The 26,136-nt window shown below is 66.3% G+C and carries 24 protein-coding genes; 3 read left to right on the top strand and 21 right to left on the bottom strand.

Translation table 11 applies throughout. From position 1 onward, the window contains the following. Positions 1-83: 83 nt before the first annotated feature. The 21 genes from ACIQ6O_RS00315 to ACIQ6O_RS00215 form a co-directional block, all read right to left on the bottom strand. Positions 84-2,048, bottom strand: coding sequence for a PAS domain S-box protein (locus tag ACIQ6O_RS00315; RefSeq protein ID WP_396205771.1), 1,965 nt, complete (start codon positions 2,046-2,048; stop codon positions 84-86). Between the two features lie 28 nt (positions 2,049-2,076). Then, positions 2,077-2,523 (bottom strand): chemotaxis protein CheW, encoded by a 447-nt coding sequence (locus ACIQ6O_RS00310; RefSeq protein ID WP_396205770.1) that lies wholly within the window; start codon positions 2,521-2,523, stop codon positions 2,077-2,079. After that, a complete protein-coding gene (locus tag ACIQ6O_RS00305) occupies positions 2,516-4,912 on the bottom strand; it encodes a chemotaxis protein CheA (RefSeq protein ID WP_396205769.1) in 2,397 nt (798 codons plus the stop codon). Before ACIQ6O_RS00305 ends, ACIQ6O_RS00310 begins: the two co-directional genes overlap by 8 nt. A 321-nt stretch (positions 4,913-5,233) precedes the next feature. Further along, a complete protein-coding gene (gene fliP, locus ACIQ6O_RS00300) occupies positions 5,234-7,012 on the bottom strand; it encodes a flagellar type III secretion system pore protein FliP (RefSeq protein ID WP_396205768.1) in 1,779 nt (592 codons plus the stop codon). 59 nt (positions 7,013-7,071) lie between these two features. After that, entirely contained in the window at positions 7,072-7,500 is a 429-nt protein-coding gene (fliN, locus tag ACIQ6O_RS00295) for a flagellar motor switch protein FliN (RefSeq protein WP_396205767.1), read from the bottom strand. 12 nt (positions 7,501-7,512) lie between these two features. Further along, entirely contained in the window at positions 7,513-8,508 is a 996-nt protein-coding gene (locus tag ACIQ6O_RS00290) for a flagellar motor switch protein FliM (protein WP_396205766.1), read from the bottom strand. A gap of 24 nt (positions 8,509-8,532) precedes the next feature. Then, positions 8,533-9,135 carry a flagellar basal body-associated protein FliL gene (fliL, locus tag ACIQ6O_RS00285; protein ID WP_396205765.1) on the bottom strand — a complete coding sequence of 201 codons (603 nt, stop codon included), beginning with the start codon at positions 9,133-9,135 and terminating at the stop codon, positions 8,533-8,535. 284 nt (positions 9,136-9,419) lie between these two features. Next, positions 9,420-10,940 (bottom strand): flagellar hook protein FlgE, encoded by a 1,521-nt coding sequence (locus ACIQ6O_RS00280; RefSeq protein WP_396205764.1) that lies wholly within the window; start codon positions 10,938-10,940, stop codon positions 9,420-9,422. A 13-nt stretch (positions 10,941-10,953) separates the two neighbouring features. Next, the gene (locus tag ACIQ6O_RS00275; protein WP_396205763.1) at positions 10,954-11,754 is read right to left on the bottom strand and encodes a flagellar hook assembly protein FlgD; all 801 of its coding nucleotides are present in this window, start codon (positions 11,752-11,754) and stop codon (positions 10,954-10,956) included. Next, on the bottom strand, positions 11,754-13,829 hold the full coding sequence (locus ACIQ6O_RS00270; protein WP_396205762.1) for a M15 family metallopeptidase: 2,076 nt from the start codon (positions 13,827-13,829) through the stop codon (positions 11,754-11,756). The genes ACIQ6O_RS00275 and ACIQ6O_RS00270 overlap by 1 nt, the downstream gene beginning before the upstream one ends. Then, positions 13,826-14,488: a magnesium transporter MgtE N-terminal domain-containing protein gene (locus ACIQ6O_RS00265; RefSeq protein ID WP_396205761.1), complete on the bottom strand. Its 663-nt coding sequence runs from the start codon at positions 14,486-14,488 to the stop codon at positions 13,826-13,828. The genes ACIQ6O_RS00270 and ACIQ6O_RS00265 overlap by 4 nt, the downstream gene beginning before the upstream one ends. 46 nt (positions 14,489-14,534) lie before the next feature. Beyond that, positions 14,535-15,011, bottom strand: a complete 477-nt coding sequence (gene fliJ / locus ACIQ6O_RS00260) for a flagellar export protein FliJ (RefSeq protein WP_396205760.1) — start codon at positions 15,009-15,011, stop codon at positions 14,535-14,537. A gap of 10 nt (positions 15,012-15,021) precedes the next feature. Next, complete coding sequence (locus tag ACIQ6O_RS00255; RefSeq protein ID WP_396205795.1) at positions 15,022-16,338, bottom strand: FliI/YscN family ATPase; 1,317 nt, start codon at positions 16,336-16,338, stop codon at positions 15,022-15,024. A gap of 83 nt (positions 16,339-16,421) precedes the next feature. Beyond that, the gene (locus ACIQ6O_RS00250; RefSeq protein ID WP_396205759.1) at positions 16,422-17,090 is read right to left on the bottom strand and encodes a FliH/SctL family protein; all 669 of its coding nucleotides are present in this window, start codon (positions 17,088-17,090) and stop codon (positions 16,422-16,424) included. Continuing rightward, a complete protein-coding gene (gene fliG, locus ACIQ6O_RS00245) occupies positions 17,077-18,117 on the bottom strand; it encodes a flagellar motor switch protein FliG (protein ID WP_396205758.1) in 1,041 nt (346 codons plus the stop codon). The genes ACIQ6O_RS00250 and fliG overlap by 14 nt, the downstream gene beginning before the upstream one ends. 15 nt (positions 18,118-18,132) lie before the next feature. Then, complete coding sequence (fliF, locus tag ACIQ6O_RS00240; protein ID WP_396205757.1) at positions 18,133-19,782, bottom strand: flagellar basal-body MS-ring/collar protein FliF; 1,650 nt, start codon at positions 19,780-19,782, stop codon at positions 18,133-18,135. Positions 19,783-19,796: 14 nt separating this feature from the next. Beyond that, a complete protein-coding gene (gene fliE / locus ACIQ6O_RS00235) occupies positions 19,797-20,108 on the bottom strand; it encodes a flagellar hook-basal body complex protein FliE (RefSeq protein WP_396205756.1) in 312 nt (103 codons plus the stop codon). Positions 20,109-20,161: 53 nt separating this feature from the next. Further along, the gene (locus ACIQ6O_RS00230) at positions 20,162-20,533 is read right to left on the bottom strand and encodes a hypothetical protein (RefSeq protein ID WP_396205755.1); all 372 of its coding nucleotides are present in this window, start codon (positions 20,531-20,533) and stop codon (positions 20,162-20,164) included. A gap of 149 nt (positions 20,534-20,682) precedes the next feature. Next, complete coding sequence (locus tag ACIQ6O_RS00225) at positions 20,683-21,303, bottom strand: flagellar basal body rod protein FlgC (RefSeq protein ID WP_396205754.1); 621 nt, start codon at positions 21,301-21,303, stop codon at positions 20,683-20,685. After that, on the bottom strand, positions 21,303-21,602 hold the full coding sequence (locus ACIQ6O_RS00220; protein ID WP_396205753.1) for a hypothetical protein: 300 nt from the start codon (positions 21,600-21,602) through the stop codon (positions 21,303-21,305). Before ACIQ6O_RS00220 ends, ACIQ6O_RS00225 begins: the two co-directional genes overlap by 1 nt. Before the next feature lie 373 nt (positions 21,603-21,975). Further along, complete coding sequence (locus tag ACIQ6O_RS00215; protein ID WP_396205752.1) at positions 21,976-23,472, bottom strand: sigma-54-dependent transcriptional regulator; 1,497 nt, start codon at positions 23,470-23,472, stop codon at positions 21,976-21,978. A gap of 272 nt (positions 23,473-23,744) precedes the next feature. Between ACIQ6O_RS00215 and ACIQ6O_RS00210 the strand changes: the two genes are divergently transcribed. The 3 genes from ACIQ6O_RS00210 to ACIQ6O_RS00200 all read left to right on the top strand — a co-directional run. Continuing rightward, positions 23,745-24,656, top strand: coding sequence for a flagellin (locus tag ACIQ6O_RS00210; RefSeq protein ID WP_396205751.1), 912 nt, complete (start codon positions 23,745-23,747; stop codon positions 24,654-24,656). Between the two features lie 20 nt (positions 24,657-24,676). Next, positions 24,677-25,156 (top strand): flagellar assembly protein FliW, encoded by a 480-nt coding sequence (gene fliW / locus ACIQ6O_RS00205; RefSeq protein ID WP_396205750.1) that lies wholly within the window; start codon positions 24,677-24,679, stop codon positions 25,154-25,156. Positions 25,157-25,163: 7 nt separating this feature from the next. After that, the coding region (locus ACIQ6O_RS00200; protein ID WP_396205749.1) for a tetratricopeptide repeat protein at positions 25,164-26,136 on the top strand (973 nt) is incomplete at its 3' end.

Below are 26,136 nucleotides of genomic sequence, written 5' to 3'. Positions count from 1 at the left end.
ATAAAGCGTGTCGGGGGCGGGGTGCGTGGCCGGGTGCCACGCTCCCGCGCCCCGAGGCGGTACTCACGTGTCGCGTCGGGCGATCAGAACTGGAACTTGCCGACCATGGCCTGCAGATCGGCTGCCATGCGGGCCAGTTCCGTGGAGGCACGGAGCGAATCCGCGGCACCCTGGCTGGTCGCGATGGCCGCCTGCGCCACACCGGTGATGTTCTGCGCGATCTCGGCCGATCCCTTCGCGGCCTCGGTCACGTTGCGGCCCATCTCGTTGGTGGTGGCCGTCTGCTCCTCCACCGCGCTGGCGATGGTGGTCTGAATCTCGGCGATCTTGTCGATGATCTGTGAGATCTCGCGGATCGCGTTCACGGCCCCGGCGGTGTCGCTCTGGATCGCCTCGATCTTCTGGCTGATATCCTCGGTGGCCTTCGCCGTCTCCTTCGCCAGTTCCTTTACTTCGTTGGCGACCACGGCGAAGCCCTTGCCGGCTTCACCAGCGCGCGCTGCTTCGATGGTGGCGTTGAGCGCCAGCAGGTTGGTCTGCTGTGCGATGCTGGTGATGACCTTGATGACCTTGCCGATCTCCGCGCTCGACACGCCCAGCTTGGCCACGGTGTCGTTGGTGCTTTCGGCCACCTTCACCGCGTGCACGGCCACCCGGCTGGCTTCGGCCGCATTCCCGGCGATTTCGCGGATGGATGCGCTCATTTCTTCGGTGCCCGTAGCCACCGTGTCCACGTTGCGGCTCACCTGCTCCGATGCGGCGCTCACCACGTTCGCCTGCGCGCTCGTTTCCTCCGCCGTGGCGCTCATCGTGTGGCTGGTGGCGGTGAGCTCTTCGGCGGCCGCGGCGAGCGAATTCGCGCTCATGTTCACCGTGGAGAGCAGGTTCTTCTGTTCGGTCACATCGGTGGCGTACTTCACGACCTTGTACGGCTTGCCGTTGAGATCGAAGATCGGGTTGTAGCTGGCGTTGATCCACACCACCTTGCCGCCCTTGCCGATGCGCTTGTACTCGGCCTGGCGGAACTTGCCGGCGTTGAGGTCGGCCCAGAAGTTCGTGTAGTCGGGCGTCTGAGCGTACGACGGTTCCACGAACAGGCGATGGTGCTGGCCGCGAATTTCCTCGAGCCGGTAGCCGACTGTGTTGAGGAAGTTGTCGTTGGCGGTAATGATGGTGCCATCGAGGTTGAACTCGATTACCGCCTGTGCCCGGTTAATGGCGGCGAGCTGGCCCTCGAAGTTGGCGGCGCGCAGTTTCGCTGCGGTCACGTCGATCGCGTACTTCACCACCTTTGACACATTGCCCCGGGCATCGCAGATCGGGTTATACGACGCTTCGATCCAGATTTCCTTCCCGCCCTTGCCGACGCGCTTGAATTCGGCCTTCTGGTATTCACCCGCGGCGAGGCGGCGCCACAGGTCGGCGTACTCCGGGCTGGCCGCATGCGACGGTTCGACGAACATGCGGTGATGGCGCCCGGCGATCTCGTCGAGCCGGTAGCCGACCGTGCTGAGGAAGTTGTCGTTGGCCGTGACGATGGTCCCGTCGGGCAGGAACTCGATCACGGCCTGAGTGCGACTGACGGCCTCGAGGCGGCCCGCGGTATCGGCGGCAGCATTGCGCGAGGCCGTCACATCGGTGGCGATCTTCGCGATCATCACCGTGCGCCCGGTCTCGTCGAACACCGGGAAGTAGCTGGCCTGCAGGATGATCTCGCTCCCATCGCGGCGACGGCGGGAGACCTCGGCGGTGAACGCCTTGCCGGCGCGCAGATCCGACCAGAGCTTGGCGTAGTCGGCGCCCGCGGCATACGCGGCGTCGACGAACAGGCGATGGTGCTGGCCCTGAATCTCCTCGGGGCGGTAGCCCATCGTGCTGCAGAACAGGTCGTTGGCCCTGAGGATGGTGCCGTCGAGGTCGAACTCGATCATCGCCTGCGTGCGGGCGATGGCGTCGACGATGGCTGCGGCCTGGGGACGGGTCGGGGTGACCGGCTTGCTGACGCTCTTGCGGCTGGTCGGGCGCTTCTGGGTGGTGACGGGCGACATGATTTCGATCCTGAGAGAGGGGGCGCGGTCAGACCGCAGCAAGAGACGGTTCGGGCAAGGCGACACGGGACGTGTCGAGGATGAGCAGCAATTGGTCCTGCAGCTTGTACACGCCCTTGATGAGGGTGCGGGCTTCGCCCTGCAGGGTGTCGGGGACACGCTCCCAGGCATCGGTGGTCACTTCGATCACATCACCGATCTCGTCGACGATGAGACTCACGGCGCCATCGTCGGTGCGCATCACCACGTTCATCGGTTCCTGGTCTGGTGGCCGCTCGGGGAGCGAGAGTCGCCGTCGCAGATCGACTGCCGTGACGATCTGACCGCGGAGATTGATGAGCCCCATGACCGACGGGGTGGCCAGTGGCACCGGTGTCATCTCCAGCGGGCGCATCACTTCCTGTACCGCGTGCACGTCGATGCCCAGAAAGAGGTGGGCAACGTGGAAGGTGCAGTACTGGGTGAGATCAGCCATGGGATGCTCCTGCCAGTTCCGTTACGGCGAGAAAGTCTTCGTTGACGGTCTTCACGAGCTGCCGGACATCGAGCAGGTCGGTGACACGGCCCTGAATGACGGTGGAGCCCAGCACTACGCCGGGGCGGCGGCGCTGATGGACTGTGACGGCCACTTCCACGACGTCCACGATGCGGTCCACCACCACGGCCACGTGCTGCGTCTCGTGACGGATCACGATCACCTGCAGCAGCGCCTCCGGTGCCAGTTCGGCTTCGGGCAGCTCGAGCACCCGCGCGAGGCGGAGCAATGGCATGATCGAGCCGCGATACTGCACCACTTCGTGGTGCCCCGTGCGCTCCACGATGTCGGGCGCGAACTCCTCGAGGCGCGCCACTTCCGAGAGCGGAATGGCCATGCGACTGTCGCCGCCGCCCGAGAACACGAGCAGGGTCTGCGTCATTTCACCGCTGGCCTTCTGCTCGTCGCGGGCATCGCTCGCGGCGCGTTCGCGCTCCACCGCCAGCACATCGGCGCGGGCTGCGAGGCCGTGCACGTCGAGGATCAGCGCCACGCGGCCATCGCCCATGATGGTGGCGCCGGCAAAGGTGGTGATGCCCTTGAGTTGCTTACCCAGCGGCTTCACCACGATCTCCTCGGTGTCCATGATGCGATCGACCACAAGCCCGAAGGGCATGCCGTCGGTCTGCAGCACCACGATGCTGATCGCCTCGTCCTTCGCGCCGGGCTCGTTCGGCCACGGGGTGGCCTCGAGATTCAGCGTGTGATTGAGATGCACGAGCGGCAACAGCTTGCCGCGCAGCCGGTAGACCGGCTTGTCGTAGATCATCTCGATCTTCTGGCGCGCCTCTTCGTGCTCCATGCGCACGAGTTCGAGCAGGCTGACCTGCGGGATGGCGAACCGTTCGCCCGCCGACGTGATCACCAGGGCGGGGATGATGGCGAGGGTGAGCGGAATCTTGATGCGCAGCGTGGTGCCCGCGCCCACCGTGCTCGCCACGTCGACCGTACCACCGATCTTCTCGATGTTGGTCTTCACCACGTCCATGCCGACACCGCGTCCGGAGACGTTGGTGATCTTGGCGGCCGTGCTGAAGCCGGGGGCGAAGATGAGGTTGAGCGATTCGCGGTCGCTGAGTTTCGCCGCGGCCTCGGGGGTCAGCAGTCCCTTGTCGACGGCTTTTGTCCGCAGTCTGGCCGGGTCGATGCCGGCGCCGTCGTCGGAGATCTCGATGTTGACCTGGCCGCCCTCGTGGAAGGCGCGCAGGAACAGGCGCCCCTCGGGCGACTTGTCAGCGAGCACCCGGTCGCGCGGCGATTCGATGCCATGATCCACCGAGTTCCGCACGATGTGCGTGAGGGGATCCTTGATGGCCTCGATGATCGTCTTGTCGAGCTCCGTGTTGGCGCCTTCCATCTGGATGGCGACCTGCTTGCCGCACGTCACCGCGAGGTCGCGGACGACGCGCGGGAACTTGCTCCAGACATTGCCGATGGGCTGCATCCGGGTCTTCATGACCCCTTCCTGCAGCTCGCTCGTGATGAGGTTGAGGCGCTGCGTCGTGCCCAGGAGCGCGCTGTCGGAACGCGTGGCGCTCGACTGAATGATCTGGTTGCGGGCGAGCACCAGCTCACCCACGAGGTTCATGAGGCGGTCGAGGAGCGCCACGTCCACGCGGATGCTTCCCTCGGCGACGTGCCCACCGCGCGCATCCTGCTGCGCGGCAAGCGCCTGCTTCACGGCGTCGGAGTTGGTGCTGCCGCGCGCCACCAGGATCTCACCAACGCGGGCGTTTGCGCCCTGCGTCTGCTCGTGCACCGCGGCGGCGACATCCGCCGGGTACACCAGCCCCTGATCAACGAGAATCTCCCCGAGACGGGGGGGCTCGCACGCGTCCTCACACGCGTTGAGATCGGCGGCATCTTCCAACGCCGCCTGGATCTCGGCTTCGGTCGGCAGCGCCTCGGCAACCGGCGGCGCGATCGCCACTGACTGGCCGTCGCTCAGTGCGGCGAGCGTGTCGATAAGGGCACTGTAATCCTCGTTGCCCTCGTTGCCCTGCTCCTCGATGCGCTGCAGCATACCGCGCACGGCATCGTTGAGGCGCAGCAGCACCGACGTGAGCTCGGGGGTGACCTTGATGGTCCCCTCGCGCACGCGTGAAAGCAGGTTTTCACCCACGTGCGTCACCGACTCCAGTGTTCCGAAGCCGAGGAACCCGCAGGTACCCTTGATTGTGTGGATGCAGCGGAAGACGCGACCAATCGTTTCCGTGCTGCCACCATTTTGTTCGAGTTCGAGGATGTCTCGATCGAGCTGATCGAGACCTTCGTACGACTCGACGAGAAACTCATTGAGGATCTCGTTGCCTTCGTCAGCCCCGGCCATTTCGGCCACTCCGTCCAGAGGACCCACAGAAATCGGAAGCGACGTTGCCCCCGCTCACTAAGTGATTGTCGGAGGCGTACCAGCGTCACTTTAGAGGGAATCCCCTTCAGCGAACTGGAAAAAATCCCTACACCGGCGTGTGAATGCCGCGGCCATGGTCACCCCCAGTCCCCAATGGCGAAGCGGGCCGCCGGAGCTGCCCGTTGCTGAGCGCCCGACGACCCGCCGTCGTGTGTCGATGACGTATCCCCCCCCGGACCGTCATCAACCCCTACAACCCGTACTCCTCCCCGGTTTCACGGGGTCAGAGTCATTGATCAGTTATTTGAAGCTCTGGACGAGGCTCGTGATGGTGAGGCTCCAGCCGTCGACCAGCACGAACAGCAGCAACTTGAATGGCAGGGAGATCATGGCTGGTGGGAGCATGAACATGCCCATGCTCATGAGCACGCTGGCGACCACCGCATCGATGATGATGAACGGCAGGTAGATCGCGAAGCCGATCTGGAACGCGGTACGCAGCTCGCTCGCCACGAAGGCCGACATGAGCACGTGCAGCGGTACCTCGTCGACGGTCGCGGGGCGGGGCATGCGGCTCAGCTCCACGAACGTCTTGACGTCGGCTTCGCGCGTCTGCTTGAGCATGAACTCGCGCATCGGCTTGACGCCCTCCTTCATCATTTCCACCTGCGTCATCTTGCCGTCGAGCCAGGGCGTGATGGCCGTGCGGTTCATCTCGCTGAGCGTGGGCCCCATGACGAAGCCGGTAAGGAGCAGGGCCATCGCCGCGAGCAGCTGCCCCGGCGGCGCGCTCTGTGTACCCATGGCCTGCTTGAGGAACTGCAGCACGATGAGGATGCGCGTGAAGCCCGTCATCATGAGCAACAGCGTGGGGAGCAGCGTGAGCAGCCCCATCATGATGACGATGCCCACGGTGCCGTTCAGGCGCAGGCCACCGTTGTCGCCGTCGCCGCCGAGCTTCACATCCATCTGCGGCATCATGCGCATGATGGCGTCGTCGGCGGCAATGGGGGCGGGGGTGGCGCTCTGGGCCTTGGGGGGTACGTCCTGCGCGCTGTCCACCACCACCTTGTTCATCGGCTGACGCGCACTCGCCGCCTGGGGCGCGAGCTGTGCGCCGTTCCCCGGGCGCGGGGCCCGCGGCGGCTGCGCGTTGGGCGCGATGGTGCCGGCGTTGGACAGGCGGGGCGTCGGACGCTGCGGCGTGGGGCGACCCGTGGTGATGGGGACGAGCGGCGTGATTTCGAGCTTGGGCACGTCGATCACGAGCGGCGCCGCGGCCGGCTGGGCCGGCTGCGCCTGCTGTGTCTGTGCCTGCTGGGGTCGCGCGGGGGCGGGCTGCGTGGGGGCGGGCTGCGTGGGAGCGGGCTGCGCGGACAGGGTGCCGGCCGTGCTCACGAGCACGAAGGCCAGGAGGGCAGCCAGGCGCGTGGCGCCGCTCAGCGAGATGTTGAGCGCGGCGCGAAAGTCGGTGTCGCTCGCCGCCTTCCGGACCACCGGCGCATAGGTCACCGGGGCGCCGTGGCTCGTGGTGAGCGGCGCGGTGAGGAACCGGGGGATTTCGGCGGGTTCCGTCAGAGACAGCGGGACTACGGAAGCACGGACGGCGGACGCGTGAACGGCGGGAACCTCAACCGCGGATACCGTGACCGCGGGCACCCCGGAATCCGTCGTGAGCCCGAACTCCTTCTTCAGGTTCTGGCCGAGGAGCTTGCCGAAGTTGCTGGCGAAGCTGGCCGGGGCGAGCGGCGCGAAGGCGGCGGTCGCTTCGGTGCTGGACGCGTGCTGTACGGGCAGCTGGCTCGTGGCGATCACTCGCTGCCGGTCATCCTCGGCCAGCTCGAACAACGTCGTCACCCCACCTTCTCCCACGGAAAGCGCGACGACCTTTTCGCCTACGCGCACTACGGTGAGGCCGGTCTTGGGGCCGAGTGGCACACGCTGCACGACTTCCACCGGCACGCGCGTCTTCGCCTTGAGCGAGCCCATACCCCAGCGCTTGAGTGCCCATAGGCACACAGCGCCGAGTCCGAGCACGAAGGCGAGGGCAGCAAGAACCCCGAGGGAAGCGATCAGCATGGCAGCAGTCTACGCGAGAGAATCAGGTGGTCGGCGGGACGTAATCGGTGGTCATCGCGTTACGCCGCGTTCGCCGCGCCCACGGCGCCGGGATTGGCCAGCACGCGCGTGATGCGTACGCCGAAGTGTTCGCCGAGCACCACCACTTCGCCCTCGGCGAAGCGACGCTCGCCGACGTAGATGTCGATGGGCTCACCGGCGAGGCGATCGAGCTGGATCACCGAGCCACGGCCGAGGCGCAGGAGCTCCTGAACCATCATGCTCGTGCGACCGAGCTCGATGGACACCGGCAACGTGAGATCGAGCAGCATGCCGATCGGCACTTCGGTGTTGTTCAGCATCGTCTGTTCGAAGTCGGCGAGCTGCGGGGCACGGGCCGCCGGCGCGCTGGCCGGTTCGGCTCCATCCATCAGCGAGGAGATCGGCTGACCGGCTGCCTTGGCAGCCTGGGCGCTCGCCACGAGGGCGTCAATTTCCGCGGGATTCATGAGTCGGGTGTGTCAGGGAGTCATAGCGGAGGAAGGGAGCGCGTCCATGATGCGCACCGCGAGATTGCCGTTCACGCGACCGGCGTGACCGATGAAGCGTTCCTGCGTACCGGCACGGAGAATCACCTTCGCATCCTTGGGGATGCCTGTGGGGATGATGCTCCCCTCGGTGACCTGCGCGAGGTCGCGCATGCTGAGCTGGAAGTCGGGGAGGCGCGCGGTGAGCGGCACCTTCGTGGCGCGCAGCGCGGCTTCACTGCGCAGCCGGGTCTGTTCGCGCTCCTGTTCGTTGGTGGCGAGCAGCGCGAGTCGCTGCTGACCGCTCGACGTGAAGAACTTGTCGAGCACCGAAAACGGGAGGCACAACAGCAGCAGGCTGCTCACGCTGCCGGTGCTGAATTCCACGTTGGCCACGAGGACCGGATCTTCGCGGTTCACGACCTGCAGGATTTCCGGCGACGACTCGAAGCCCGTGATGTTCAGCTCCAAGGGCACGTGGTCCTGCCAGATTTCCTGGAGGAGCGACGATACCTTGTCGGCCACATTGCGCACGGCCATGCGCTCGATGGGCGTAAGGGCCCGCGTGAGCGGGTTGCCGGAGCCTTCGCCGCCGAAAAAGCGGTCGACGACATAGGTGCTGAACTCGGGGCCGATATCGATGACTCCCTTCTGTCCGGTACCCGCGATGTCGAAGATGTACGACGAGCAGGGCATCGGCAGCGAGAGCGTGAACTCACCGAAGGAGAATTGCTCGACGCTCTGCAGGCGTACTTCGATCTGGCCGCGCACGCGCGAGATGAGCCAGGCTTCGAGCGCCTTCACCAGGCGCTCGTACATGGCTTCCAGGGTGCGCAGGCGTTCCTTCGACACCCGGTGTGGTCGGCGGAAGTCGTACACCTGCACATCGAGCGCCGCATTCGCGAACGGGGTGCCGGCCGTACCACTGGCGCGACTGCCACCGCCGAGCAGGCGATCGATGTCGTGTTGGGAGAGGGTTTCCGAGCTCATCGCAGACGATGCCGTGTTGCGGGATTACTGAACGACGAACTGCGGGAAGTAGAGACTCTTGACGGCCTTCTTGCCGAACTTCGCGTTGATCGCGGTCTTGAGTTCGGTCTTGAACTGTTCGCGGCGCGCAATCTCGGTGAGTTCTTCGACCGTCTTCACTCCGAGCGCCGTGAGGATGATGTCGCGCAGCTCGGCGTCTCGGTTCTTGAAGTCCTCACCTGCCTTCGCCGTACCCACCTCGATCGCGACGGTGAGGAGCAGGAAGCGGCTGCCACCGCTCGATGCCGGGTTGAGCACGAGGTTCTCGAGGAGGTGCACCGCCGCGCCCTCGGCTTTGGCTTCGCCTTCCTTCGGTGCGGCGTGTTCGCCGTCGGCGGCCGCTTCGTCGGCGCTGGCGTCGGCGTGATCGCCGCCCTCGCCGTCGGCCGCCGCATCGCCGTGCTCACCATCGACCGCCACGACGACTGGCGTGACCTTGCCCATCTTCTTGACAACCATGGGTCCCACGAAGACAGCGCCGGTGGCGCCACCCACGAGCAGTCCCACGGCGACCATGCCGATCAGGACGGGGAGTTTGGGCTTTGCGGGAGCAGCGGCGTCCGCTGCTGGAGTCGGTTCGTTGGCCATGAGACAATACGGGCGAAGGTGAAATCGTCGGACCCGTAGGAAGCAGAGGGCGTGCCACGAATCCCGCGGAGGTTCGTGACGCTGCTAACCTGTTGTATTATATTGCTTTATGTGTTGATCGGCAGAATTGGCCGACCTGAGCGACGGGGGGTGGACACCCGGCAAAATGCGCTATCAGGCATTGAAGCGGCAGAAAATGCCGCGGGGAGAACATTCCAATAAACGGCAAAACCGGTCGAGGCGGCCTCCGGTTCTCCCGGAGGCCGTCCCCTAACTACCGGCTACTAGCGCTTCACCTGCATCAGTTCCTGCAGGAGCTCGTCGCTCGCCGACACCACCTTACCGTTGGCCTGGAAGGCGCGCTGGGCCACGATCATGTTCGTGAATTCCTGCGACAGGTCGACGTTGGACATTTCGAGTGCACCGCTCGTGAGCTGCGACTGCGAGCCTTCGAGGGCGAACCCGAGCACGCCCGAGCCGGAATTGGCCGACTCCTGGAGCATGTTGTCACCGATGCGCAGGAGACCCGACGGGTTGTTGAAGTCGGCGAGCACGATACGCGCAAGCGGGTTCGTGGTGCCGTTGGTGAAGAAGCCCGTGATGAGGCCGAACCGGTCGATCGAGAAGTTCTGCAGCGTACCGGCCGTGTAGCCGTTCTGGTCGCGCAGCACGGCGGTCGATGCGGTCGACGCGAACTGCGTGAGCCCGTTCACGCCACCGCCCAGCTTGAGGTCGATGCGCACCGGGTTGGCGCCCGGCGCCGCGAAGTTCAGCGAGGCGACCACGTTGGTGTTGAGGATACCGGCCTGGTCAAACGTGAACGTCCCGGTGTTCTCGCTCGCCGTCGCCGTGGTCGGGCTCATGAAATAGCCCACCTTGATCATCGAGTTCGCCGGCATGCTCGCCGTGAACTGCACCGCCGCCGGCGGACCGGCGCTGAAGCTGAAGTCGGCGGGCGAGAGATACTCGACACCCGTGGTGCTGTAGACCTTCACGTTTTCCGGCAGAATCTCGTACCCGCTCGGCGGCGTGGGGAGTTCCACGTCACTCGGCGGCGAGTTGCCGTCGGTCTCGATTTCGAACGTCTGCGCCGACGCGATGGGATCGATCTTCCAGTCCCACGTGTTCGGGCCCGTCTTCCACATCTGCAGCTTCACGTCGTGCTTCGTACCCTGTGAGTCGAATACGCCGATCTGCGTCTCGGTCCACGCCTTCTCGTTGATCGGGTCGGCGCGCACCAGCGGATCATTGAAGTCGCCCTGGAACACCGGCGACGAGGCGTTGAGGTTGCCGGCGAGCTTCGCTTCGCTCGTGGGCTTGGCGCTGACCTTCTGACCGAACGGCAGCTTGATGTCCTGAATGCCGTCGAGCGGGAGGCCGTTGTCGTACATGCGCCCCTGTACGATGAAGCCGTTGGCCGGCGATACCAGCTGGCCTTCCGCGTCCACCTGGAAATTGCCGGCGCGCGTATAGAAGCTCTGGTTGCCCTTTCGCACGACGAAGAACGAATCACCCTGGATCGCGACGTCGGTGTTGAGACCGGTCGTTTCGAGATTACCCTGGTTGAAGATCTGGTCGATGGAGCCGATCTGCATACCGAGGCCGATCTGCACGGGGTTGATACCACCCTGATCGCCAGGCGGACGGCTCGCACCCTGCAGGAGCTGGGCGAATCCTTCCTTGAACGTTACGCGACCCGCCTTGAAGGCGACGGTGTTGACGTTGGCGATGTTGTTACCGATGACGTCGAGGCGGACCTGGTTGTTGCGCAGGCCGGAGACGCCGGCATAGAGAGAGCGAAGCATGTGTGGTGGTTCCTCAGGCGCGGATTTGCGTGAGCTGCGACATCGGTACAGCCAGACTGTCGCCGATGATCAGGATGGGGTTGCCGTTCTCGTACTTCATGCCGGTGATCCGCCCGGCCGTGTACGTCTTGACTGCCTGGAACTGGCCGCCATCCGTTGCGACCTCGAACTTGAACGAGTACTTCCCGGCCGGGAGCTTCGGGGAGAAGAGATCTCCGAGTGCGAACGACTGCTGGCCGGCTTTGGCGACATCCACTTGTACCGTACCCACGGTGTTGCCGTTGGCATCGGTCACGGTGACACGGCCGGTTCCCGTGCGGGCCCCGGTGTCCACGACGATCGTGCCGCTGCCATCACGGTCCACGAACGCGGTATTGCCAGGCGTGACGCCCGTCTTGCCGACGGTGGCCATCGCCATCTGTCCTTCGATGAGCTGCGCGAGATCGTCGCTGCGCGCGCTTTGCGATTCACCGAGCTTGTTGATGGCGTCGATGATCTCGCTGTCCTTGCTCTGCTGGCCGGACAGCGTCTTGTTCATCTGAATCAGCTGCTCGACGGTGGAGAACTGGGCGAGCTGCGCCGCCATGTCCTTGCCGTCCATCGGGTTGAGCGGATCCTGATTCTTGAGCTGCGCGGTGAGCATCTTCAGGAACTGATCCCGATCCATCGCCCCTTTCGCGTTCGTCGGCAGCGAGCGGGGCGTCGACGGTTCAGCTGGCCCAACGGGCGGTTCCGCGCCTTTCGCCCCGGTCGTGGCGGGCATCGAGGTGGTGTTGAACGCTGGAGCGTAGGTGTTGCGAAGCGCTGTGAGCATTACGGATTTCCGAAGAGGAAGTCGGGGCGCGGGCGGCGACGATCCTGCTGCTGATCGCGCTGCTCGCGCTGGTCACGCGCACGCGATGCCTGCTCGCGACGCGATTCGTCCTGGTTCCAGTCGCGCGACGGGGCGCGGTCGCGCTGCCCGTTGGCGTTGGCGCCATCCTGCGCATTCGATGAGGCGGTGGAGCCGACCTTGAGCGCATCGCGCTCGGCGCCCACCGCGTGTCCGCGGTCGACACCGTCCGCCGGCTTGATGCCGCTGATCTTCACCGTGTCGCTCTCGAGGCCGTGACGGCCGAGGGCATCCTGCAGGTCGGCGGTGCGCATGCGCAGGCGGTCGGCGGTCGCCGCATCGGTGTTGATCTGCGTGCTTACCACGTTACCGCGCAGATCGACGGTGACCTGCTGCTTCACGCCATTGGCGCCGTCGATATTGAGCGTCATGCGATTGAGCGGCGCGGCCGGTGCATCGGCGCGGAGCGCCTGAATGTCGGAGACGCGCTGCGCCTGCGTGCTTCCCACGTGCTCGGTGGTGTTCACGGCCGTCGGCTGGCTGTTGCGTTCGACACCCGTCGTACCGGACGCGCTCTGCTGCAACGCGCTGTAGCTGTCGGCGCTCTCGGCCGCGCGCTTCTCGTGTCCGAGCTTGCGGCCATGGTCGAGCGACTTGCCCTGCTCGTCGCGTTCGCCGCGACCGAAGGCGTTGCCGTTGTTCAGCTGTTCCTGGCGTGCCGTCTGCTGGGCCACCGCGGTGTAGGCGGCCGCTGATGCGGCGTTGCCCGTGGGCGCGGTGTCGGCCACGGTGGCCACCTGCGCCACACCCGCCACCTGCGCCACGCCGGCTGCCGACGGATTGCCCATGCTCCCGCCACGCGCCGTGAGATCGTTGGGCAGGTCCTGCCCCTTGGCCAGTTCGAGGTGGCCGGGATCCTTCATGCCAAGTGTGCGTAGCCCCTCTTCGCGCGCGATGCGCTGGAGCCGCGCGAAACCTTCCGCGTTGTCCCACGAGCCATCGACGATCACGTCGACCGCCTCGCCGCGCGTGTGCGCCGAGTCGCGGGTCCACGTGACCACCGGGCCGCTGCGGGTGCGTCCCTGCGCGAACAGCCATTCCTGCCGTTCCTGGGAACGCGCCGTCTCGACCACCTGCACGTCGTGACCGTATTCGTTCTTCATGCGCTCGATCACCCGCTCCATCTTGCCGCGGAGCTCGGGCGAAACCGCTTCGAGATTCTTGACGGGCGAGGCCGGGTTGGCCGCGCTGGCCGCCGTGGCCGCCGCGAGTGCTGCCGAATGGGCGAGCGCGGCGTCGGCCGCATGGCTGCGCGCGTTCATCAGTCCGTTGATCCGAGACGATTCGTCGCTCTCGCCGGCGAGTCCACGACCGTCGATCTCGCTGAGGATCTCCTGGGCGATGTCCTTGGCCGAGCGCTTGTCGCTGGCGGCATTGGCCAGCTTGAAGCCCGTGGCTGTGCCCGCCTGCGAGAGGATCGCGTCGAGGGCCGCCCGTGCGTCGGCGCCGCGTGCGTCTCCTACGGCGAGCAGCTGCTCGAGCGAGGTGCCACGACGGGCGGCCACGCGCGACAGGGCATCGAGGGCATTGTCCTGTCCGGTGGCATTGGCCACCGCTCCGCCGATGCCGCCCAGGCCGGAGAGACGAGCCTCCCGCGCCTTTGCATAGGCGGCGAGATCCACCACATCCTCACGGTCGGCACGCTGCATCTTGAGCAGGCCGTTGCGCAGCGCCGCTTCGGCTTCGGTGGCCGACACGCCGTCGGCGGTCGCCGCCGCCTCACCGTCCAGCATCGCGCCGTCGAGCAGGGCATCCACCAGCGACGCTCCCGCTTCGGGCAACGGCTTCACGAGGTCCGCACGAACGCCGTCGCTCTGCGCTGAGAGGAGCGCGAGCAGCTGGGCGAAGTCCGCCTTGGTGATGCGCGCCTTGTCGTCGTTCTTGTCGCTATCGGTGGTATCGCGCACCCGCTCGTCGCGCTGCACACGCTCGGTGCGGGGGGCGGGCACGCGCGGAGCCGGGCGATTCACCGCCTGAAACACGTTCATGGCACTCATGGCTTGACGGCACCCTTGGTGATGGACGCTGCGCGGGCAGCCGGGAGGGCGGAGAGAATGGACGCCGCCTGGCGGTCGTTCATCTGCGAGAGGATGGCGCGGATGTCCCCGTCGGTCATCTGATCGAGCACCTTGGCGGCATCCTTGGCGGCCATGGCGCCGAAGATCTTGGCGAGGCGCGCTTCGGGGAGCGCCGTCTGCAGCGCCTGATCGCGGGCGTCCTTTACCTGCGTGGCGGCGGTGCTGGTCGACGTCGCCTTCGTTTCGGCTTTCGCCTCGGCCTTGGATGCGGGGGCGTGCGATGCCGCGGCTGACGCACCCTTGGCCGGCGCGTGGCTTTCGCTGGCCGGGGCGGCCGGCGTCGCGGCATGCGAGCCCGCGGCCGATGCCTCACCGTGCTGGCGGGCGGCCTCGACGGCGCGCAAGCTGTCGGCCGGTGTCATCGGCACCTGCTCGGCGAGCGCCGTGCTGTCGGTGGCGTTGTGTGCGGTACTGTCGGCGTGGCCCGTGCTGTCATGCGCGGCCGAGTCGGCCTTCGCCTTCGCCTTTTCCACCGCCAGGGTGGAATCGACGACGAACTTGGCCGACTGCTTCATGTATGCGTAGCCCGAGCCGCCGCCGAGTCCTGCCAGCAGTCCGATGGCTATCGGGATGATCATCGCCTTCATCGCATCATTCCGGTCGTGGAGGGGTCACCCAGAGGGGTTACCCGGCATTCTCTGCCGAGTGCGTGTTCTTTTCTTCCTGCTTGCGTGCGAACTGGGTGAGTGCGACTTCGTCCATCTGCACCCGGTCCCGGGCCGCTTCTTCTGCACGCCATACACCCGTATGGCGCTCTTTCAGTCGGTCGAGGACGCGTCGGTCTCGTGCAGCCTCTTCCAGGATCTGTTTGGCCTTGTGGACACCGGCATCTGCTTCCATGCACACGTCGGTGGCCACGACCAGTCGCTCATCAAGAGAAGCGAGAACTGTGCCAAGCTGGTGGAGATGCCCGACGCGGGTCTCGGAACGGGCTGCCTCGTGCACCTGGGCATGCGAATCGGCGCGCAACGCCGCGAGGGCGTCCTTGGTCTGCGCGGCCTCCTCGGCGATGTTCTGCGCGGCGGCGAGCTCGCGGGCCTTGGCCTGCTCGTGCTGCTCGCGGAGTTCGAGAATGCGCTGCAGGCGGAACTTGAAGCTCACGGGTCAGCTCCTACGTGCGCCGAACGGACGCTTCGATCGCCTCGGCGATCTGGGCCAGCTGCGCGTACGTATCGCCGTAATGGGTGATTTCGTCCGGGCGCTGCTGGAGGAAGTCGAGGACCTTGTGGCGATAGGCGATCGCGGCGTCCACATAGGGGTCGCTCCCCTTCTGATAGGCGCCGACCATGATCAGGTCTTCCTTTTCGCGGAAGGCCGCTTCGAGGCGGAGCATGGCACTCCCCGACCGGCGCTGGAGCTCGTTCGTGATGTGGTCCTTCACGCGACTCTTGGAGTCGAGCACGTCGATGGCGGGGAAGTGGTTCTGCGCGGCGAGCCGCCGAGTGAGCACGATGTGCCCGTCGAGGATCGAGCGCGTGGCATCGGCCACCGGCTCGTTGAAGTCGTCGCCGTCCACGAGCACGGTGTAGATGCCCGTGATGCCGCCCCGCTCACCGTTGCCGGCACGCTCGAGGAGGCGAGGCAGGTTGGCGAAGACGCTGGGCGGATAGCCCTTCGTGGTGGGGGGCTCACCGGTGGCGAGGCCGATTTCACGCCACGCCATGGCGACGCGCGTGACCGAGTCCACCATGAGCAGGACCTGCTTGCCCTGATCGCGGAAGTATTCGGCGATGGCGGTGGCGACGAGGGCACCGCGAGCGCGCACGAGCGCAGCCTGATCGCCGGTCGCCACGATGACCACCGAACGGGCGAGCCCTTCCTCCCCGAGTGAGTTCTCCAGGAACTCGCGGACTTCGCGACCGCGCTCGCCGAGGAGCGCGATGACGTTCACGTCGGCCTGCGCGTGGCGCGCGACCATGCCCAGCATGGTGCTCTTGCCCACACCCGAGCCGGCGAAGATTCCCACGCGCTGGCCGCGGCCGATCGTCAGCAGTCCATCGATGGCCCGGACCCCGGTTTCCAGGGGGCGTTCGATGGTTTCACGCTGCAGCGGATTGGGGGGCTCGGCGGAGAGCGGGACGCGCTCCACCGTGTCGAGCTTGCCCTTGCCGTCGATGGGGTGGCCGAGGCCGTTGAGCACCCGCCCCAGCAAACCGGGACCCACGTCGACGCCGAACGTGCGGCCGAGCGGCTGCACACTCGCGCCCGCGTGCAGGCCATCGAGTTCGCCCAGCGGCATCAGCAGTACGCTGCGCTCGTTGAACCCCACCACTTCGGCGAGCACGGAGCGGTCGCGCGAGTGGCTGGTGATGCGGCACAGCGAGCCGAGTCCCACGTCGATGCCGGTGGCTTCCACCACCAGCCCCACGACGCGTGTGACGCGGCCGTACTCGCCGAAGCGGTCGGTGCGGGCGACCCGATCGAGCATGATGTCGATCGCTGCCGTATCGGGGGAGTAGGTCTCGGTGCCGAGGGCCGGGGTGACGTAGGCGGGAACCATGGTCGGCGTCCTCAGGCCTGGATCTGCGCGATGGTGCGATAGGCGCGTTCGAGCGCGGTGTCCACACGCCCGTCGATGATGCGCTCACGTCCTTCGGTGAGACAGCCGCCGCGGGCAATGCTCGCATCGCCGATCCAGCGCAGATTGCGCGCGCCGTCGGTGTCGCTGTCGATGACGGCGCGGCACGTGGCCAGATCGTCCGGCGACACGCGAATGATGATTTCCTGATCGATCGGATACTGCGCGAGCGCGTTGTTTACGAGCGTCGCCACGAAGGTGGGATCGCGCTCGACTTCCCGCTGCACGATATGCCGCGCCACGCTGACCGCGATGGCGGCAATGTTCTCTTCCACGTTGTTGAGCCAGCGCGCCTCGTGTAGCTGCACCGACTGTGCGGCCGCGGTGAGCATGTCGAGTGCGGCCTGCAGCGGCTGCTCGAGCCCGGCACGCGCGGCGCGCTCCCCATCGGCGAGGCCACGCGCGTAGGCGTCGGCTTCGATGCGGGCGCGCTCGGCCTGCAGGCGCAGTTCGAAGTTGGCCTCCAGAGCGGCGACGTCGACGCCGGGGGTGGCCGGCGTCTCGTCGGACTCTGGCGCCGACGTGAAGAACACGTCGTGCGCTACGAACTCATCGAGGGACCACGGGGTGGCGTTCATGCGATGCGGATCAGACGATGACATCGTCGGTACCCGCGCTCAGCACGATCTCGCCGGTTTCCTCGAGTGCGCGGACCTTGCTGACGATATCGGTCTGCGCCGCTTCGACGTCGCGCATCTTGACCGGGCCAAGGAACTCCATCTCTTCCTTGAGGCCAGCCACGGCGCGCTGCGACATGGTGCCCATGATCTTCGCCTTGAGGTCGGGGCTCGCCGCCTTGAGGGCGAGGGCGAGCTGCTTGACGTCCACCTCGCGCAGCAGGCGCTGCAGCGACTTGTCGTCGAGCGTCGAGAGGTCCTCGAAGACGAACATGAGATTCTTGATCTGGTCGCTGAGATGCGGATCCTTCTCGGAGACCAGGTCGAGCACTTCCTTTTCGAGCGAGCTGCTGACGAGGTTGAGGACCGCGGCCACGGCGGCCGGGCCACCGACGCTGCTCATGCCGGCCGAGAAGGCGAGATCCGCCTCGTTGCCGATGGCACGTTCGACGAGCGAAATCATCTCGGGCGACACCTTTTCCATCTTGGCGATGCGGAACATCACCTCACCACCGATCGCCGGGTCGAACTCGCGGATGATCGCCGCCACGTGGGCGGGATCGAGGTGCGCGAGAATGAGCGCGATGGTCTGCGGGTGTTCACCACGCAGGGTGTTGCCGAGCTGCTGCGGATCGGCACGACGCAGCCGGCCGAAACGGTCGCTGTCGGCGAGCTGTCCCTGAATGCGCTTGAGGATCTGCTGCGCCTTGGCCGGCCCGAAGGCCTTTTCGAGGACGTCCTTGGCGAATTCCACGCCGCCGGCGCTGAGCGAATCCACGCCGAGCGTCGTTTCGAGCCATTCGTTGAGCACCGCGTCGACCGTGGAGGGCGGTACGCGATCCAGCTGCGCCATTTCCAGCGCGACGATTTCGGCTTCTTCGGCGTTCAGCTGCGACGTGAGCGAGGCGGCCGCTTCGGACCCGATGGCCATGCAGACGATGGCCACCTTCTGACGTCCCGTCAGACGGTCTGGGGCCCAGCGATCGGAAGCGTTCTTCGAGAGGGCGATCATGGATGTCACCGCGATTTACTGGCGAAGCCACTGACGGGTCACACGGAGCGCGGCATCGGGGCGCTGCTCCACGGTGGCGATAGCCTGTTCGCGTTCGGGGGTCGTCGGCACCGGCGGGAGCTTGATCGGCGCGCGACGCGCTTCGACCTCTTCCTCGTCGCTTTCCTCCTCGCCGTCGCCGAGCTCTTGCATCGCCATCTGCATCTGCGTGCTGGCGGGCAGTTCGGCGTAGCCGCTGCCGGGCGGCAGGGCGTCGGGGAGCTGCGGTGCAGCCACCTGCTTCGGCTTCTTCGGGCGGAGCATGAAGACGGCGGCGAGTCCGAGGACGAGCAGCACCACCAGGGCGGCAATGGCAACGACCGGCTTGGGGTTCGCCTGGATCTTGCCGATGAGGTCCTGCGGCGCGATGGCGGTATCGGCCTGCGCAACAGCGGGCGTCGGCATGTCGAACGGAGCGCTCACCACGGAGATCATGTCCCCGCGGGTGCTATCCACACCGAGCGCGTTCCGCACGAGGGCTTCGATGCGCGCGATTTCTTCCGGCGTGCGTGCGGTGATGATGGGATCGGGGAGCGCGACCGGTGCAGCGGCCTTCGTGCTGTCGGCCGGCGCGGTCGTGTCAGCGGCGGGCGCAGCGGGCGCGGCGGGGAAGGTGACCTTGTCGGCCACGAGCACGGCCACGGTGAGCTTCTTCACGTTGCCGATGGCGCCGCTGAAGCTTTCCACGCTCTTGGTGTTCTCATACGACGTGGCTGACGTGCTGTAGCCGGCACCCTGCTGCGGTGAGCTGGGCGTGACTTCGGCCTTCTGTTCGGTGGCGAGCGCCTGCTTCTCGGGATCCACCGCCTGGACGGTGCGCTCGACCTTGTCGAAGTTGATGACGGCCGCGACCTGCACGCGCGCGTTGCCGTTGCCGACGAGACTGGAGAGCAGCTTGTTCGCCTTCTCCTCCATGTAGGTCTCGACTTCCTTCTGCACGGCGAGCTGGCGGCTGGAAAGCCCGGCGAGCGAGCCTTCGTCCTGCATCGTGAGCGCCTGGCCGCGCTCGTCCACGACGGTGACGTGCTCGGGTTCGAGCCCACCCACACTGCTCGCAACGAGCTGCGCGATGCCCTGCACGGTTTCCTGCGCGGGACGATCACCGCCCTGCATGGTGAGCGTCACGCTCGCCTTGCTCGGCCGGTCGTCGTTCTTGAAGACCTTCTCGTCCTCGATGGCGAGGTGGACCTTCACCGCTTCGACGTTCTTCATCTTGCCGATGGTGCGTTCGAGTTCGCCCTCGAGCGCGCGGCGGTAGTTGACCTTCTGCGTGAAGTCCGTCATGCCCCACGTGGGCTTGTCGAACAGCTCGAGACCGGGGCGGCCGGCGTTGGGCGTCTCGCCGGCGGCGAGGTCCACGCGGGCGCGGGCGAGATCGTTGTTCGACACCAGGATCGTGGTGCCGGTGCGATCGAGTTCGTACGCGATGCCCGACTCGGTAAGCTTGTCGGTCATCGCCTTGACCTGCTCCACCGGCACGTCCGCGTAGAGCGGGACCATCGTGGGGGCGGTTGCCCAGCGCGACACGCCGAACACGAGCGCGGTCACCAGCACGCCGATCGTGATGATCGTCGCCTGACGGCCGCCGCCGAGACGGCCCATGATGGAATCGAAGAGGGAGTTCATGGTGGCGTCGGGGCTCAGGACTGCATGGCAATGACGCTACGGTAGGCCTCGACGACCTTGTTCCGCAGCTCGATGACCATGTCGAGGGCGATACCGGCTTCTTCGCTCGCGGCCATCACCTGATGCAGCTCCACGTTTTCCCCGTTGGCGAATCGCTTGGTGAGATCGCTCGAGTAATCGCGCGCGTCGGAGACTTCGTTGAGCGCCCGCGTGAGCGTGTCGCCGAAGCTGTTGTTGCTCTCACCCGTGATCTGGACGGGCGTGGTAAGCGCCTTGTCCTGACCGAGCGTGAGGTTGCGTGTGTAGAGATCGAGACGGGTCTGCATGGGGGGATTCGGAGAAACCGAGCGTCTGTGGTCCGTGGATTACGCGATTCGCGTTATGCGCGCACGTCGAGGCGGACACCGCGCGCCGCCGGAGGCGTCTGCGCAGTCGTCGCTTCCTTGAAGCGGCTGTAGGTGAGTGGGCCGAGGCTCGCCGTCTTCGCGAAGAAGTTCCGTTCTTCGGCGGTGAGCACGCTCCAGAGCGCGGGGTCGGTACCGGCTGGGGCTTCGGCGGGAACCGCTGACTGCGTCGCACCCTGGCCGGCGATGGGCGTCTGCGGCTTGAGTGCGTTGGCCGTGCGGGCCTGCGTGAGTCCCTGCTGCGCGGCCACCCCGTTGTTGCCGGCGCTCTGCGTACGCGCGGCCTCGGTGCGCGTGGCGCCGAGGTTGGGAAGCAGCGGAGTGGAGTTGATACCGTTGATGCTCATGGTCGGTGGACGTCGGGTGTGCTGCGGTGTGCTGCGAGAAGAAGGAGCGGCGGGTCGGGACTCGATGCGGTGTCGGAGAGGAGGAGGAGGAAGTGACCTCGCACCGAATCCCGAACCCGCCGCAACAGGCGGTTACACGAGCGGGTCGTTCAGATGTCGAGCGCGGCGCGGAGCATCGACTTCGCGGTGGTGAAGACCGCGGCGTTGGCTTCGTAGATGCGCTTGGCGTCCATGAGCTTCACGAGCTCCTGCGTGGTGTCGATGTCGGGGTAGCGCACGTAGCCGGCTTCGTTGGCATCGGGGTGGCCGGGTTCGTAGACGAGGCGGCCTTCTCCCTGATCTTCCGCGATGCCCGCCACGCGCACGCCGTACTCACCACCGACGGGCGCGGTGCCCGCGCTCTGGGCGCCGATGACCGGCACTTCGATCGCCTTGGGGCCGTCGCTCGTGAGGGGCACGTCGAAGGCGGGGGAGCCGAAGACACCGGTGGCCTTGCTCGATCCCATGGCCTGAGCGGCCGGGTTACCGGGATTGAAGAGGGCGTTCTGCGAGGTGGCGGCTTCGAGCACCACGTCGCGACGCTTGTACGGCTGTCCGTCGGGGCCGCGCGTGACGTCGGCGTTGGCGATGTTCTGCGCGATCACTTCCATGCGCTGGCGCTGCGCCGAGATGCCGCTGGCGGCGATGCCCATGCTCTTGAACATGGGGCGCACGACCTGCTGGCCGGGGATGGGGAGCAGCGCGGGCTGCCGGATCGGGTTGATCGGCATCAGCTGTTACCTCCCTTGATGGCGGTGCGGAGCGACTGATAGGTCTTTTCGAGGAGGCGCGACGTCGCGAGGAAGCGGAGCTGTTCGTCGGCGAGCGCCACCATTTCGTCTTCCACGTTGACGGGATTGGCCTGGGGCTGGGGCGTTCCCGCCTTGGCCTCGAGGGCAAAGCCATCACCGTTCTGCAGGGTGGCCTTGGAGACGCGATCAGCGATGCCGCGCGAGCGCTCGACGCTACGGTCGAGCGACCCCTTGAGGGTCGTGGCGCTGGTGGTGCGATCGATGAGTCCGAAGAGCATCTGAGGTACCGGAGTGAAAGGGCGAGCGAATCCGGTACCGACAAAAGCAATGGACGGGCCAAACGGTCGTGGCTGCGCCAGATTTATTACAAGATCAATAACTGCAACAGCTTATGACGTTCGCGCGGTGGGGGATGTTCGGGAGGTAGGAAGTGCCGGGCGCTCAAAACGCCGGCAAAACGGAATGTTTTGCCGGTAGGCCAGTGATCCAAGTTGCCGTGTGGAAAGGTGGCGCTTGCCCGGCAACACGTGCCGGTCGGGCCAGAAATCGGCCGCGCCTTGGGAGCGAAGGGGGCTCAGGCCCCTCTCAACCGCTCCCGTGGCATTATCGGCACGTGGGGCGCGCGAGTTTAATGCGAATGCGGTACCCCGCCTACTCCTCGTCGCCGTCCTTGCCGGGACCGTTCAGCTTGTTGCGCAGGGTGCGCACGCTGATGCCCAGGAGTTCTGCGGCCTTGGTGCGGTTGTTATCCGCCGCCTGGAGCGCGTGCTGAATGAGCACCCGCTCGGCGTCGGCCACATTGAGGGAGGTGAGGGCGATGCCGCTGCCGCTGCCGCCGCCCGCCGCCGGTGCGCCGCCGACGCCGGCGGCCCCAGGGGCGGCCATGGCGCCGGAGACCGCGAGGACGGCGCCACCCCCCCCGATGCCCGGGGTGGCAAAGGCCCGCGGGCGCATGTTGGGCGCCCCTAGGGAATGCGCCAGCCCGAACCGGGTGCCCTCGAGGCAGTGCGGCTGGATGATGGGGTCGGGGGTGAGAATCACCGCCCGCTCGATCACGTGCTGCAGCTCGCGCACGTTGCCTGGCCACGGGTACTGCTGGAGCGCCTCCAGGGCGTCGGGCGACAGACCATCGATCTTCTTCCCCAGCTCTGCCGCCACGCGCATCGCGAACCGGAGCGCCAGCACGGGGATGTCCTCCGGGCGATCACGCAGGGGCGGGATGAGCACCGGGATCGTGCTCAGTCTATAGTAGAGGTCCTGTCGGAACGTCCCGTGATCGGCCTCCATGGCCAAATCACGGTTGGTGGTGGCGACGATGCGGACATCCACCTTGATGGGCGCCGTTCCGCCCACGCGCTCGAACTCCTGTTCCTGCAGGACACGGAGCAGCTTGGCCTGAAGGTCAAGCCGCATTTCGGAGACTTCGTCGAGCAGCAGCGTGCCGCGGTTGGCCCGTTCGAAAGCGCCTTCGACCCGCTTGATGGCGCCCGTGAAAGCCCCCTTTTCGTGCCCGAACAGGGCGGATTCGATGAGCCCCTCGGGGAGCGCGGCGCAGTTGAGCTTGATGAATGGCTTGTCGCGGCGCTCCGACTGGTCATGGATGGCGCGGGCAAACAGCTCCTTACCGGTCCCGGACTCCCCCTGCAGCAGCACCGTGGCGCGGGTGGGGGCGGCCATGCTCACCGTCTGCATGATCCGGCGGATCGTGGGCGAGTCGCCGATGATCTGCCGCTCATTGCGGAACTGCATGACCTCCTTGCGGAGGGCCTCGTTCTCGCGGCGCAGGCGCACGAACTCCAGCGCCTGGTCGACGGCCAGTTCGAGCTGCTGGGGACGAACCGGCTTGGTGATATAGTCGATGGCGCCGGCCTTGATGCTGGCCACAGCGTGTTCGATGCTCGCATGCCCGGTGAGCATGATGAGCGGGATATCGTACCCTTCCCGTGCCAGCAACTGCAGGAATTCGAGCCCCGTCAGCCCCGGCATTCTGTAGTCGGAGATGATGAGGTCGATACCGCCCCGCTCCAGGATCAGCAGCGCTTCCGGAACACTGCGCGCCCCCACAGGCGAATGACCGGATTGCGCGAGGGAGTCCTCGAGAATCAGGCCGACCGCGGGTTCGTCATCGACGTACAGAATCGTGGCCATGGAACGGAAAGGGAGGGGCGCGCGGAATTTCGTACCCGGCAAATTTAGCCGCCTACCGAAGAAAACGCTAAAGGTTTCCTGACGCAAACCCTTGCCGTTGAGTCAACTAGCCTCTGGACGATCCGGCCGGAGCGGCGTGGCGCACCCCTTGCATGTGGTGCTGGTCGGTTAAGTGGTACCTGGGGGGGTCGATACTCTCAGGTGGTTTCCGCCCTGTTCCGATCCGGGACCGGGGCTACCGGTCTTGCCGCTTTCGCTCACCCCGGGTGTTCATGCGCGTTTCCAACTCGATCATCATCGCACGGAGTCAACTCCGCCTGCAGCAGAGCATGCAGGGGATCGATCGTGTGCGTGACGACATCGCCACCGGCGTGAAGATCCGGAAGATGTCGGACAATGCGACGGACGCCTGGCAGCTGGTGCGCCTCGGCAGCTCGATGCGGGCCATTACGCAGTTCCGCCGGAATGCCGATACCGGGATCAACCGGGCGCAGGCGGAAGAGACGGCGCTCAATCTTCTGGGCAATTCGCTCACGCGCGCCATCGAGCTCGGGGTCAGCCAGTCCAACGCTACGGCCAGTGCCGAATCGCGGCTGACGGTGAAGAAGGAAGTCGACCAGCTGATCAATCTCGCTGCCGATCTCGGCAACACCCGCTTTGCCGACGAATACCTGTTCGGTGGCACCCGAGCCGGAGAGCCCCCCCTTCAGACCCCGGCGCCGACCACCGGCAGCTTCTCGCGCCTGACCGATGGGGGCGGCAATTCGGTCAATCCGAGCGGCAACCTCACGCTCGAGGTGGGAGACGGCAAGTTCGTCACGCCGAACCACAACGCCACCGAAGTCTTCATTGATACCGACGCGCTCGATGCGCTGCGCGCGCTGTCCACTGCGTTGGGGAACAATGACCGCACTGCCATTCAGGCGGCGGCCGACCGACTTACCGGCTCCAGCAACAAGGTGCAAGCGCTCGTCGGGAAGAACGGGGCGCGCATCAACGAAATGGAAAGCGCGAAGGTGAATCTCGATGTCATGGAGATGAACCTCACGGAGTATCGCGCCGACCTCCGCGACACCGAAATCGACAAGGCGATGGTGGAGCTGGTCGGCAAGCAGACTCTGTATCAGGCAGCCATGAGTGCAACTTCGCGCATTCTTGGCCTCAGTCTCGCCAATTACCTCTGATGTCCGTGAGCGCCACATCCATGGCAACCGAGCCCCAGGGCACCGATACCTCCTCCACCTCCTATACGCCGGGCGCCGGCGAACTCGCCATCGCGTTCTGTGCGCCGCTGTGGGGCTTCGCCGATCAGCGATCGTACGCGCTGCGGCCGGCCGCGCGCGACGGCATCTGGTGGCTGCAGTCGACGGGGGACGACGCCACCACCTTTGTGGTGGCCGACCCCTTTGTCGTCGACGCCGGCTATGTGGTGGACCTCGGCGAGAAGGAGCGCAGGACATTGGGCATCGACGCGCCCGAAGACGCGCTGGCGCTCGTGATGCTCGCCCTCCCCACGGCACAGGGCGGCACGGTGACGGGCAACTTCCGCGCGCCGATCGTGATCAACATTCGTACTCACGTCGCGATGCAGGTGGTCAGTCGCGACGAGGCGCACGCGATGCAGCGGCCGATGGCCCTCGGCAGCTATCCGCTCCGCGCCGACGCCGATTCGCCGTCAGCCTGACGCGCGCATGGCGAAGCCGGCGACGGCCGCCGCGGCGTTGCTCGGCGATGCACTGACGGCGGCGCGCAGCGGCGATCGTACGACCGCCATATCGCTGCTCGCGCGGGCGCATGCGCTGGATTCGCGGCACGTGGGTGTGCGGAACGCGCTGGGCGTATTGCGCCTCGAGTCGGGGGACGCGGCGGGGGCGCTTGCGCTGCTCAAGCCGCTCGCGCGCGAGCTCCCGCAGGCCGCCCCTATCCAGATCAACTACGGCAATGCGCTCATCGCGGCTGGCCGGGCCGGTGACGCCGTTGCGCCGTTCAAGCGCGCGGTGGCGGCACCGGATGCCAACGCCATGACCTGGTACGGGTACGGGCGCGCGCTCCAGACGTGTGGCCGTGTCGCCGAGGCCGATGCTGCCTACGTGCGCGCCCTCGAGCTCGATCCGGCCCATCGCGACGCCCGTGCGAACCGCGTCGCCGTACTCAACTTCCTCGACGCCTACACTGATGCGGAGGCCGAGGCGCGTGCCGCGATCGAGCGCGAGCCACACGATGCCGGCGCACACCTCAATCTCGCCGTGTCGTTGCTCGCGCAGGCGCGCTGGCGCGAGGGGTGGCAGGAGTATGAGTGGCGTGGTCACACGGCGCTGCTCGACGGGCAACGCCGCACCTGGCAGGCTCCGGCCTGGCAGGGCGAGCCGCTCGCCGGTCGCACCATCCTTGTACACGCGGAACAGGGATTCGGTGACACGATTCAGTTTGCGCGCTATGTGCCGGTGCTACGCACGTCTGGCGCGCGCGTGCTCCTACAGGTCCCGGCGACACTCAAGACACTGCTGACGCAATCGGCGCTCGCCGACGCCGTATTTGCCTTCGGCGAGAGTTTACCCACCTACGATGTGCAGGTGGCGCTCACGAGTCTGCCCTTCGTCCTTCAGCTCGACAGCTCGGCTTCGGTGATGGGAAGTGGCGATGCGTATCTGCGCGCCGACTCGC

Source organism: Gemmatimonas sp., assembly GCF_044345575.1.
Taxonomy (GTDB): domain Bacteria; phylum Gemmatimonadota; class Gemmatimonadetes; order Gemmatimonadales; family Gemmatimonadaceae; genus Gemmatimonas.
Note: the sequence above shows the minus strand (reverse complement) of the source record. Positions and strands in the feature narration are given on the sequence as shown.